Raw genomic sequence first — 12,716 nt, 5'->3', positions numbered from 1 at the left:
TCCCCAAAAACAAGCGTATACAACAGACAAAAAATGAGCAACCAATCTCTTCTTAAAACTGATGGATATCAAGTTCTATTCAATCTCACACATCTAGAGCATACTAAAGACTATCTTGATGCCATTGTCGAATTTAGGCTAGATCCCCAACTGGCTAGCGTTTCTGTTAAATCTCCTCAAACTTTTATCAGTATCAAGGATTTACAGGAATTAATTGCCTATTTTGAAAATCACATTACCTGTTTACAAAATAATCCCGATAGCCAATCAGAACCCTTCGTTACCTGGGAACTTGGTTTTCAAGTACAAGCATTATCCGGAGAAATTCGTTCACCACAGGATGGTGAGTTTGACATTCTATTTATGGTAAATGTAGGACAGGGTAATGAGGAGGTGGGTTCAACCTATGTTGGCGGTGAATCAGCAGTTACGCTTGAGAATATTCAACGCTTTATTTCATCAGTGCGGACAGCACTAGATTGGGGAAGGGAACGCCTTGAAAGTTTTACCTAGCTATCTGTATCGCTGTCACCCTTTATTATTATGATTTTTATTAATCCTAAAACTGACTTTGCTTTTAAAAAAATATTTGGCTCTGAGCAAAGCAAAGATATTCTAATCAGTTTTTTAAATGCTCTGCTCTACCAAGGACGAGCCGTTATCCAGGATGTAGAAATTCTCAATCCCTATCTGGCTCCCCAAATTCAGGGGATTAAAGATACGTACTTAGATGTGAAGGCTAGGATAACTGGCGATAAAACGGTGATTATTGAAATGCAAGTTTTGAATGTAGAAGGCTTTGAAAAGCGAATTTTATATAACGCGGCTAAAGCCTATTCCATTCAATTACAACCTGGAGAAGATTACACGATACTGAGTCCGGTGATTGCTTTAACTATTACCGACTTTGAAATGTTTGAGCATCTGAATCAGGTCATTTCTAATTTTATTCTCAAAGAAAAGAGACTTTTGACAGATTATCCAATTAATGATTTAGAGTTAGTGTTTGTAGAATTACCCAAGTTTAGCAAAAGCTTAGAGGAGTTAGAGACATTAACTGAGCAATGGATTTATTTTATCAAAACAGCTAGAACTCTAGAGACTATCCCCGAAACCATGGCGCAAGTGCCAGAAATTCGCAAAGCCTTTGAAGTAGCGAATCAAGCAAATCTAACTAGGGAAGAATTAGAAGCTTTAGAACAGCGAGAAATCTATATCCACGATCAACGTAATGCGATTCGACGGGCATTGAGACAGGGGAAAGAAGAAACCCGTCGAGAAATTGCCAAGCAACTTCTGGATGTGTTAGATGAGGAAACAATTAGTCGGAAAACGGGGTTGAGTCTGGAAGAAGTGCGACAGTTCAAAATCGATGAATTAAATGATGAATAATAATTGGGTTTGTAGTAAGGGCTTGACGCTGAGATTGTGTTGAATAAGAAGCATCAACCCAACCTACTGGCGTGGGTTGAAAAATTGAATGACGCCCCATTGCCCATTGGTTAACCATTGCGGATCATCTTGATTCAATCGCTTAATTTGATCCGGTTTTAATCCGGCGGCGACTTCAGCTTTGAACGTGCGTAGGGCGGCAAATGGGGCGGGAAAATAGCAAACAATATCCTCCCAGGGCGTCGTATAATCCCATTGGCGATCGCCTAGTAAGCGGCGATAATTGGCATCTCCTTTAATCATCACAAGTTGGGATTGATTTAATTCACTGCGCCATGATTCTGGCATATCCCAAAAGGCGAGGGGGGCTGTCCAATAGGAATCCTCGCAGCAGATTATGTTACCGTTGTCAATATAATTTTTGAGACGTTTTCCTAAAGATTGGACATCCTGATGGCTATGGTGACAGAGAACATTAATGGTGTGCTGAACATCCTTAATCATGGCATCAGACACCAATACTGGGTGAGGCTTTAAATGTAAGTAAACAGGTTGAGCGATTCCACTGTTGACGAAAAAGTCAGCTACACATAAATCACAGAACAACTCAAACCCAGCATTATCCGCAATTAAATCGATGCGAACTCCCTTCAGGTGAGCAATGTGATCGGCAATTTGGGGGGTATGATCAACTAAAAGATTTGCCTGTTCGCGATAGGCTTCAATATTCATCCGCTGACTCTCTCCGGCGTCAGTGGGAAACAGGCTTAAATCAATGCGATTTCCCCAAAGGGCAAAATAAAAGAGGGCGATTAAATCGATACGGTTCCATTTCCCTTGAGCATCAACAAAGGTGTTAATTTTGCCACTCATTGTCTCAATCGCGGACATTACCTTTGCTAAACTGCTGTGTTTTTGCGGTTCAAAGGGATCGACTCGGTGCCATTTTCCCGGTTGAAAGTAGTGGGTGGCTTCTAAAATGCGACGGTAGAGATAGACTTCTGCGGGATACCAGGGAATATCAATCCAGCGCTTTCCCTGGTAGGGTGCCATATAGGTATTCCACGCCTCTAAATCGGGTTGAGTTTCATCCTCAAGCGATCGCACGATTCCGTAAGGCAATTCCTGACGCAGATTCTCCAGATTCTGAGTAATCGAGGCGGGATAATGGTTGGATGCGATCGCCCGTTCAATAATCGTCACCCAGCGTTGCGTCAGTGTCTGGTGAGCAAAGGAACCCTCCTCTGACATCATCAGGGGTGGTGGGATGGGGATACAGGGTTTAGTGGGGGACATAATGAGATGAGCGCGATCGCATAGGCTTGTAGTAGGGAACCTTAGCCCTATATTCCGTTACAGATTACCATAGGCGATCGCACAAAATAATTATCCCAGATTCCCCCATCACCGTAATTATGGGTATTCAACCGGACATGATATTACTACGAACCCAAGCTAATCTACCAAATTAGGCGTGCGCCCCTACAGTTGACATACCGCTACAACTTAGCCACCGCACCATCTCGACGGTTGTCGCCAGCACCGACAAGTAAATTATCAGACGTTTTCATCACCGTATGAACCCCGCCAAAAAACAAATTCTTTTCCCGCCAACGCACAACCTGTTGGTTCGTCAATAATGGATTAAGTATTTCCGCTTCAGTTAAACCGGGTTCGATATGAAACCGACCATTTTCTCCATGGGTTCTCGGACTATTCACCGCTTGCTCAACCGTCATATTAAAATCTAAAATATTAGAAATAACTTGTAAAATAGCCGTCCTAATCCGATTAGAACCCCCTGACCCTAAAACAACTTCCGCCTGATTATTCTGCAAAACAATCGAGGGAGACATCATCGACGAAATCCGCACATTTTCTTGCCACTGATGAAAACCTTGGGGATTTAAGTCTTCCTCTCCTAACATATTATTCACCATAATCCCTGTCCCCGGAATCACATAACCCGACCCTTCCCCGTTAGACGTGGTAACACTAGCGGCATTTCCCACCTCATCGATAACACTAATATGGGTGGTACTGCCCCATTTATTTACCGTTTCTGCTAAGTCTTGTTGATACTGGGCAATAAAATCGTCAGCTAAAAATTGATTAACAATATTCTCTTGATACAAATAATCATTCAGCCCCTCCTGTCTGGCTGCATTTGTCAACTGCATAACCTGTGCCAGAATTTCTAAATGACGCGCACTGCCAAAGCCCAGATTCGCTAACTCAACGGTAGATAATAATTTTAATGCCCAAGCTATCAATATTCCACCAGAACTGGGAGGCGGGTTGGTGAATAATGTATTGCCTCGATAATTAACCGTTAAAGGTTGCCGTTCGATCACCCGATAATGCTTTAAATCGTCTAAGGTTAAATATCCGCCAAATTCCTGACAATCGTTGACTAATTGATGAGCAATATCTCCTTGATAAAATTCCCGAACTCCCTTTTTCGCTAAATACGCTAATGTATCGGCAAAGGCGGACATGGTTATCGTTACATCGGGTGCGATAGGTTTCCCGGTGAGAATAAAAACATTTTGTCCGTTTTGATTCGCCATAAGAATTGGCGTCAGAACTGAGGTTAAACAATAGTATTGAAATCGATTTAATTTAACCCCATGTTTCGCGTAGTGAATCGCTGGTTCGGCTATAACGTGGAAGGGTAAACTACCCAATCGTTGGTGAACGTGAAACACGCCCGCCATATTTCCGGGAACCGCCATAGAACCCAGCCCAATATGAAACTCTTGGATAGCACCACCAAAATTAACATCAACGGGATAAAAATTAATTTCATCCTCAGGACGTTTTTGACATGGGGTTTGGCTAAAAAAATCAAAGAGAATATTGTGATTCGTTTGGGTATGGGCTAAGAGGAAACCGCCTCCCGCTGCTGAGGTGAGTCCCGGTTCCGTGACAAAGGAGGCAAGAATCGCTGCAACCGCCGCATCAAACGCATTACCACCAAGGCGAAACATTTCCCTACCCGCCTCAGCCGTTTTCTCATGTCCAGCCGCGATCGCGCCGCGTGTTTTTTGTGTCATAACGGTTAATGTCTAGTCCGAATAACCACCAGAAGCTTTTGAGTTATAGCAGTTATTCACATCATCATAACTAGCATCAGGATCAACATACGGTTGTGACAGTTACCAAATTGTCTCGTTTTTTAGCCATCAGAGTGAGGGTTCGAGTGGCTTGTAGTAACCGCTTTAGCGGTTCTAAGGTTAGACAGTCTCCCTGAGAGGAGAAATAGATTCAGTCGCCATTGACAACTTATAAAAGTGGCACATACCTTTGCGCGTGAATCCCATTAAAGCTTTTAGCGTTGAATACAACATAAACTTAGTGCCACAAATGGTCAAATGCTAACTACTCATCCCCGTAAAAAAGCATTTTTTGCGTTGCTACTGCTTGTATCTGCTGCCAGCCTAGGGATAACCATGGCATTATATATTGCACCAGGCTCTCTAGGACAGATGATATTTTCCCTGTGCAAAGTCTGGTTATTGGCACTCCCCCTAGTCTGGTTTATTTGGGTGGATCATGGCAAATTTAGACTATCCCTACCGAAAAAAAATGAATTGTTAGTAGGTACAATATTAGGACTGTTGATGTTTGGGATTATTCTCAGTGCCTATTGGCTGTTAGGTCAACAGTGGATTGATGTGACAGATGTCCGGACTAAGGCAAAGCAAGCAGGTATTACTAGCCCAAAGATTTATCTGGGTGGCGCGTTGTATTTTACGTTTATTAATGCGTTAATCGAAGAGTATATCTGGCGTTGGTTTGTGTATAAAAAATGTGAGGTATTGGTATCTGGGACAAAAGCCGTATTCTTGGCGGCGATGCTATTCACTCTCCATCACATTATTGCCTTAGCCGCTTACACTGCTGATTGGGGGGTCGTCCTATTAGGTTCCTTGGGCGTATTCATCGCTGGGGCAGTATGGTCATGGTGTTATCTCACCTATCGTACCTTATGGTCAAGTTACATCAGCCACATTCTCGCAGATTTAGCGATCGCAATTGTGGGTTGGCATCTGCTGTTTGGGTAGCTACGATGATAACAATGAGATTTCTAAGTGTAAATTCTGCCTAGCGCGTTCCTCGAATTGATTGAACATCGGATTCGTTAAATAGAGTCGTTCCCGTTGGCAAAAGTTCTGTAAAATCTGTTTTCGTTTTGGACGATAAATTTGATCGGGAATCCAGGAATATTCTTGTCGAATAGCATAAGCATAACTATAATAGTCTAACTCGGCTGTACCCAGAATGGCTAAATCAGCATCTAAGAGAATTTGGCAGTCCAGTTCATTCACTGAAGCTTGATGGGTTTTAGTCTGCAAAATTAGAGTTTTGATTCGCCTTATTGGTGCAATTGGCAGTTTCAATTGGTTTAATGCCAATTCTGCGTAATTAGCGCTTTTTTCTTCATTGTCGTCTGACTTTGGGTCATAAAAGATATCGTGAAACCAAGCCGCGACACGAATGATCGAGAAATCCAGAGTAGTAAGTTGGGGGGTGAGTCTATGTTCACGGATCTCTTCAATTGTTGTTAAAACTTGTTTGACATGGTTGAGATTGTGATAGAATCGTTTTGGATTAGAATAAGCAGCAACTAATTCAATAAATACGTTCTGGCTAAGGTGAGGATTAACTTGAAACGGTTTCATCGCTCTATCCCATTGAGATTTTAAAGCATGAATTGAGCCAGTAAAATGCTGCATAAATAGTGTTACTATAACTTTTTATACGAGAAGCAAAGGAGTTACGATGAACAGATATCTGGATCAAATCTTGAAGCGGCGTCGCTGGTTACTGGTGAGTCTGTTTGTCGCTCTAGCTATTCTCACCTATTTTAGTCAACACGTTTAACAGAACTATTTTCTTTTTCTCTCTTGTCCCTTCTCAGAACGACTTGGACAATGTAAGGGATGCACCCATTCCCTATTTTATTGCCTATTGCCGTGACCACTACTTATCGAGTTTGGCGCTTCCGCAGAGAAGTTCTACCCAAAACAGCCATCATCAAGAGACTTAACACTGAAGTAGGTTCAGGAACAGATTCCGACCTAGTGTCGGTCAAAAGAGGCATTGGTTCACCTCTATTATTCTCTGTCTCTGAGTCAGTTAGTGACTCTGGGAAACTTACAGCATCTCTATCAGCCAGGTTGCTGGCAAAGCTGAAATTATCCATTTGAAACGCTTCATTTGCCGCCGAGACAGCCAGTGGAGGTGACTGCATCGCAAACGATAGGGAATTAAATGCTGTATCAGCGACGATTCCCAGGAAACCAGTACCTTGTCCCTGAAAATACTCCGAGAAGACGACTGTATCTATACCCGGTATTCCATCGAACAAACCCGAAACCGTTAATCCTCCATTACTGGTTGTTGAGTTAAAGTCAGCGCCGAATCCGAGTATTTGAGAGGGAAACTCAAACTCGACACTCTCAGAACGACTGGGTGTGGAGGTATAAAATTGACCAGAACTCCAGACTGATGACATCCCTGTAACCTGAATCCCACTTTCTAGGAGTAAGTTTTCACTTTGGTCTCGAGGTGTCGAGAAAGTCTCCGTAGTAATACCAGACACTGTTTCTTCCCAAGCCATCCGGTCAGTGAACACAGTCACCGCTTCAGCCGGAGTCACACCTGTTCCCAAAGCCATCAAAGTCGCGCTAGCTGCTGTCATCGATAAGGTTTTCATGGCAGTTGATGTAAACATGGTTGCTTGCGAGTAAAGGTTTTCGAGGACTCTTCTTTGAAGGAAAAATCTGGAAGATTTAATTTGAGGGGAAACAGATGGCTTTGATTACATTTTTTTTGTTGTTCCTGGACAATTGTTTAAGTTGCTTAGTTAATTAAATAGTGTCATATACGTAGTTTTACTGTCTAGTAAAACTACTTAACTTTGCAAAAACTTTGATATATATCAAAAATACAAAGGCAGGGCAAAACAGCTACAAGCCTTTGATGGTAAGAACTTGAGGGATTTTTAATGAATAACAATTATAAAAACTTCATAAAGCAAATAGTGCAAAACATAAAAACATTGATTTATGAAAATTTTATGGAATTCGTAAATGCTTTATGAGGCCTTCACAAAAGACCCGGATAAAAAAAGATATCCGTAAAATTCCGGAATACTGAAGTGGGGATAGATGAGGTTATTTATCAAGTTTTGATAAAGTGCAATTATTTTTTAGCCAAAGAAAATTCGAGTGAAGTTAAGCGTTCTATTTTGGCGCAACGCAGCAGGTCTTGTGGCTGATTTAATAGAAACAGCGAACCTATTCAACCTATGAGCCGTTCCTCTATGTATCACCTTGGCTTTGGGCAAGATGACCTCGGTTCACCGCCGCCTACCCTGGCGCTGTTATCCGGTGATCCGCAACGCGCTTCTCAGATTGCTCAAGACTATTTGCAGGAGGGGCGTCTGCTCTCGGAAAATCGGGGATTAAAGAGTTATCTGGGCAAATTGTCCAATAATCGCCCGATTTTATCGGCGACAAGTGGCATGGGCGCACCATCTCTGAGTATCGTGGTGAATGAGTTGGTGCAATTGGGGATTGAGACAATTATTCGCGTGGGGACTTGTGGCTCGATTCAAGAGTATGTCCCGGTGGGTAGTATTGTGATTACTCGTGCAGCATTATGTCGCCAAGGTGCAGCTAATGATATTGCTCCGATTGAATATCCGGCGGCGGCTGATCCGTTTCTCACGGTGAGATTAGTGGAGGCGGCGCGGGAGTTAGGGATTGAGCATTATCTGGGGATTACGGCGTCGGTGGATACATTTTATGAAGGGCAAGAACGCACCGATTCGGCGAATCCTTATTTAATCCGTCGGCTTCAAGGGATTACTCAAGAATATCGTCGTTTGAATGTTCTCAACTATGAGATGGAATGCGGCACATTATTGAAAATGGCAGGGGTGTATGGATTTGCCGCCGCTTGTGTTTGTGGTGTTGTTGCCCAGCGAACGGCTGGAGAGGGGGTGATTGTCGGGGAGAAAGAGGTAGCTGTACAGCGTGCGATCGCGGTAGCCATACGTGCTGCCGAAAACGTTGACTAGAACAGTTTACATAAACCAGCCGATTGATAGAGTCGTCTGAGAATCGCCAGAACCTTTTCCCCATACAGCGCCACATCATCAGGGCGGGCGCGGCGGTTAATTACTGCCGTTTGAACCGTTGAGGGCGATGCGATGAAATCAGCAAGAGGTAGCCGTGCCGTCTGCGATCGCTTTTGCCTACACTGGAGAGATTAGTATAATCTCTGGCGGCAAAATTCCCAGGATGTTAAAGACTTTTAATCAAACCAAAACCTTTTATCCCTTTTTCCTATTTCTATTTACCTTATTCCTAACGCTCTGGCTTGCCCTTCCTTGGGTTAGCGCTCAAGAACCCCCCAAGCCTAAGCCGCAACCCTGGCATATTGATGGGATAATCGCTGCCCTCGACGATGGGCATGACAAAGTTAAAGACTATGCATTCTGGCAATTAATTCGATATGAGCCACAGGAGTTACAAGCTGTCATTGAAAAACCAGAGGATGAGGATATTGCTGAGAAAGCTGCCAACATCCTTCAGAATAAAACCGTTGATTCACACATTCGTCGCCTGATGGTTTATGCATTAGTCAATCTGGGGGAAGCGGGTGTCAACTATATCCCTGATATGCTCAACTTTCTCCAGGATGAAACCGTTGACTTATGGGTTCGTCGTTCGGCGGCTGATGCATTAGTCAATCTGGGGGAAGCGGGTGTCAACTATATCCCTGATATGCTCAACTTTCTCCAGGATGAAACCGTTGACGGGTTGGTTCGTGGCTCGGTGGCTGATGCATTAGTTAGACTCGGAGAAGCGGGCGCTATATACGCTCCTGAGATTGCCAACATCGTTCAGGATGAAACCGCTGACGGGTGGGTTCGTGGCTCGGCGGCTGATGTATTAGGCAATCTGGGGGAAGCTGGGGCTATATATGCTCCTGAGATTGCTAACATCCTCAAGGATGAAACTGCTGATTCAGGAGTTCGTAGTCGGGCGGCTAATGCATTAGTCAGACTGGGAGAAGCTGGGGTTGTATACATCCCGGACATTCTTAACTTCCTCCAGGATGAAACGGTTGATTCACTAGATCTAAGCTCGACGACTTATGCCTTGGCTTATGCATTAAGAAATATGGGAGAAGCTGGGCTGGCATACATCCCTGAGATTTTCAAGGTTCTCAAGGATGAAACAGTTGATTCACGAGTTCGTAGCGGGGCGGTTGAGAAATTAGGGAAACTGGGCGAGACTGGGGCTGTATACATCCCAGAGATTCTCAACATCTTCAAGGATGAAACAGTTGATTTACGAGTTCGTGAATCGGCGGCTGATGCCTTAAGGAATATGGGAAAAATCGGCGCTGCCTACGCCCCTGATATTTTCAACATCCTTACGGATGAAACCGCTGATGCAAAAGTTCGTGGCTTGGCGGCTGAGGTATTAGGCAAACAGGGGAAAGCTGGCGCTGCTTACGCCCCTGAACTTGTCAACATTCTCCAAGATGAAACCATTGACTCACAACTTCGCGAATCGTCGGCTTATGCATTAGGTGAACTGGGAAAATCCGGCGCTGCTTACGCCCCTGAAATTGCCCAAATAGTCCAGGATGAAACCGTTAACTTGTGGATTCGTTCTTCGGCAGTTAAGGCATTAGGTAAACTAGGAAAAGCTGGCGCTGTATATATCCCGGAAATTCTTAACATTATCCAGGATAAAACTGTTGATTCACACATTCGTAAATCGGCGGCTCAGGCATTAGGAAATCTGGGGATAGTTAGCGCTCCATACATCCCGGGAATTCTCAACTTACTCCAGGATGACACCGTTTCTTCAGATTATCGTGGCTCGGCAGTTGTTGCATTAATCAAACTGGGGAAAACTAGCATTCCATACATTCCTAAAATTTTCAACTTCCTCCAGGAAGACACCGTTGATCCAAGACTTAGTGGCTTCTTGGTGAGTGAGGTATTAGACAAACTGGGGGAAGATAGCGCTCAATACATTCCTGAAATTTTCAATTTCCTCAAGAATGAAACCATTGATTATGATGTTCGTCGCTTCTTGGCGGTTGAGGCATTAGGTAAACTGGGTAAAGCTGGCGCTCAATACATCCCGGAAATTCTTAGCTTCCTTCAGGATGAAACCGTTGACTCATACATTCGTAACTGGGTAGCTCTGGCATTAATTAATATCCGAAAACTGGAGTTAACTGAAATTGTTTTTATTTTGAATAATGTCTATGAAGCTAATCAACCAGATTTTGAACAATGGCGGTTTGCCACTTATTTATTGAGTGGGGGTACTGATGAAGTAAAAACCTTGCTGAAATGGTTAGGCTATCCTCAATCAACTCCCACTGCACTCAACTACGAAGAGGGCAAAAAAACACTGGAACTGTTTCTCCAAGTCTGGGAAAACGCTCAGGATTTGCCACGACTGCAAAAGGACTTAGCCGAAAAGATAGCTGTAGTTACATCCTTGGTTTCTTGGAAACCCCAGGATATTGATTTACTGCGACGCCACTACAATAACCTCAAAGCCGGAAACTTCTCTCAAGCTGATACTTTGGAGTCAGTTATTCTCAACCTGAAAAAATAAAATGGGATTCAAACCGTTAAGCTAAAAGCTGACATTTATCTCAAGTTGAGGAACTGTCTCTTGTCGGTGCTAATATAAATAAAACTTTTAGTTTCGAGGTTTAAGTTTTAATATTGTAAAGACAAGGGGACTTGGGGCGGGCAGAAAATGTCACCGATAAATCCTGATTTGACCTGGGTTTGAGGTTGTAGTATTATTTTATTTGAATAGTGTATTTTGGTTATACTACGGTCAATTTTAAATAAAAAACGCTTCAACGCCTGAATTCGGCGTTATTTTATTCGGGCTAGCGTCGGAAAAATTTCAATAATACAAGTATGCTGCATCACCCAATTGTCTGGACTCACTCCGAGGCGGATTTGACAAAAAAACCGTTTAATGAATTTAGTGCCTAGTTGGGGTTTGCTGCAGGGAGTTTCCTGATTTGTGCAGCAAGCCACACTTAGCCGAGCATTTCTGGGTCAATTCCCAAGGCTTGAAGTTGTTCCGGAGTGAGGGATTGAAGCTGCTGTGCTAACTGCTGTCGTTTCTGTCGCTCTTGTTCTAACTGCTGCAGCGCTTGCTGCTTCTCTAGTCGCTCCTGTTGGGCTTGTTCTTGTCCGGTTAACAATAAGTTCCCCTGCTCATCCCACCAACGTAGCCAGGATTGTTCTGGCTGATTCAAGACAACTCCTCGCCATACCCCTAACTCGACCTGCATCGGTTTAATCGGATAATGTCCCCGTTGATTGGGAGTCATCGGCTCATAATCCGTACCGACAAGGTGATACATCTCCAACCTATCGTTGCTGATTTGATAGATGCCATAATAGGGAACTCTCATCACCCGTTCATAGACCCAAAATTTACCAGGTTTGGTGACGACTCCGGTTTCAGCGCGAGATAAGGGAGTGCGTGAAGCGAAGCTATCCCGAAGGGAATCGCGTTCCTCACTTCCATCTCCAGAGGCAAATTCTAAGACGATGGTGGGTGTAATATATTCCCGCCACAACACATAAGAGCGACGGTTGACTCCATCTAATCGAGGCGGTACATTTGGCACATAAAACCAGTCTGGCGCTTCTGCTCCCTTCTCCGGTGGGTCAGTTTCGCGCCAGTAAATCCCACAATCTTGTCCAATACAATATTGCCCGTCTGGATGCAGTCGCCGTAAGGTGGAATCAAGGGAATCAGTAAGAATTAGGCTTTGGGGATGCTCCTGGAAATTTTTTACGAATGTACCATCTGATTCAGGTAACTGGGTATGGTCAGGAAATTGGGGCGGTAGATTAATCTCCGTTAGTATTTCAGGCATAGTCGAATGAGTGTGGCAACAAATAACTGCTCCTATTGTCCCGCATCGATGAGGTTAACGTATTCTGCCCCAGCTTCTCTTATAGCAACCGCCATAGCGGTTAGGACACATCATTTATGTAGAGACGCGCCATGGCGCGTCTCTACAATGGTGCCGAAAGTCCTAATCGATGTGTCTACTGCTATAACCGAACAGGATTGATCCGACGTCCTCCTCCCTCATCGGGATTTTAGCTCTGTTCGCCGGAAGCCCCACACCATACCTGTACTTCGACAGGCTCAGTAACAACCCAGGTTGGTGTCGGGATGGATAGGCGGGTCATTGTCGGTACAGAAATGACCAATAAATTAATCGGGTGAGTGTTGATT

General features: G+C 43.9%; 10 protein-coding genes. 5 read left to right on the top strand and 5 right to left on the bottom strand.

Annotated elements, in window-relative coordinates:
* Positions 1-33 precede the first annotated feature (33 nt).
* Positions 34-513 carry a hypothetical protein gene (locus RH949_RS32705; protein WP_006098462.1) on the top strand — a complete coding sequence of 160 codons (480 nt, stop codon included), beginning with the start codon at positions 34-36 and terminating at the stop codon, positions 511-513.
* Positions 514-543: 30 nt separating this feature from the next.
* Positions 544-1,392 carry an Rpn family recombination-promoting nuclease/putative transposase gene (locus RH949_RS32700; protein WP_446359097.1) on the top strand — a complete coding sequence of 283 codons (849 nt, stop codon included), beginning with the start codon at positions 544-546 and terminating at the stop codon, positions 1,390-1,392.
* A gap of 63 nt (positions 1,393-1,455) precedes the next feature.
* Here the strand turns inward: RH949_RS32700 and RH949_RS32695 are convergent, their stop codons facing one another.
* Together RH949_RS32695 and ggt are read right to left on the bottom strand one after the other, a co-directional pair.
* Positions 1,456-2,688: a damage-control phosphatase ARMT1 family protein gene (locus RH949_RS32695; RefSeq protein WP_446359095.1), complete on the bottom strand. Its 1,233-nt coding sequence runs from the start codon at positions 2,686-2,688 to the stop codon at positions 1,456-1,458.
* Between the two features lie 203 nt (positions 2,689-2,891).
* Complete coding sequence (gene ggt / locus RH949_RS32690) at positions 2,892-4,448, bottom strand: gamma-glutamyltransferase (protein WP_006098589.1); 1,557 nt, start codon at positions 4,446-4,448, stop codon at positions 2,892-2,894.
* A gap of 318 nt (positions 4,449-4,766) precedes the next feature.
* Between ggt and RH949_RS32685 the strand changes: the two genes are divergently transcribed.
* Complete coding sequence (locus tag RH949_RS32685) at positions 4,767-5,459, top strand: CPBP family intramembrane glutamic endopeptidase (RefSeq protein ID WP_446359092.1); 693 nt, start codon at positions 4,767-4,769, stop codon at positions 5,457-5,459.
* Here the strand turns inward: RH949_RS32685 and RH949_RS32680 are convergent, their stop codons facing one another.
* Positions 5,460-6,131: an HD domain-containing protein gene (locus RH949_RS32680; protein ID WP_446359090.1), complete on the bottom strand. Its 672-nt coding sequence runs from the start codon at positions 6,129-6,131 to the stop codon at positions 5,460-5,462.
* A 251-nt stretch (positions 6,132-6,382) separates the two neighbouring features.
* Positions 6,383-7,132 (bottom strand): PEP-CTERM sorting domain-containing protein, encoded by a 750-nt coding sequence (locus RH949_RS32675; protein WP_006098511.1) that lies wholly within the window; start codon positions 7,130-7,132, stop codon positions 6,383-6,385.
* 576 nt (positions 7,133-7,708) lie between these two features.
* Between RH949_RS32675 and RH949_RS32670 the strand changes: the two genes are divergently transcribed.
* Together RH949_RS32670 and RH949_RS32665 are read left to right on the top strand one after the other, a co-directional pair.
* Entirely contained in the window at positions 7,709-8,482 is a 774-nt protein-coding gene (locus RH949_RS32670) for a nucleoside phosphorylase (protein WP_446359088.1), read from the top strand.
* A 223-nt stretch (positions 8,483-8,705) separates the two neighbouring features.
* Entirely contained in the window at positions 8,706-11,054 is a 2,349-nt protein-coding gene (locus RH949_RS32665; protein WP_446359086.1) for a HEAT repeat domain-containing protein, read from the top strand.
* A gap of 442 nt (positions 11,055-11,496) precedes the next feature.
* Here the strand turns inward: RH949_RS32665 and RH949_RS32660 are convergent, their stop codons facing one another.
* On the bottom strand, positions 11,497-12,348 hold the full coding sequence (locus RH949_RS32660) for a Uma2 family endonuclease (protein WP_446359084.1): 852 nt from the start codon (positions 12,346-12,348) through the stop codon (positions 11,497-11,499).
* Positions 12,349-12,716 lie beyond the last annotated feature (368 nt).

It is taken from the genome of Coleofasciculus sp. A1-SPW-01 (assembly GCF_040217205.1).
Lineage (GTDB): Bacteria > Cyanobacteriota > Cyanobacteriia > Cyanobacteriales > Coleofasciculaceae > Coleofasciculus > Coleofasciculus chthonoplastes_A.
The sequence above is the reverse complement of the archived record's forward strand: the minus strand, read 5'-3'. Positions and strand labels throughout refer to the sequence as shown.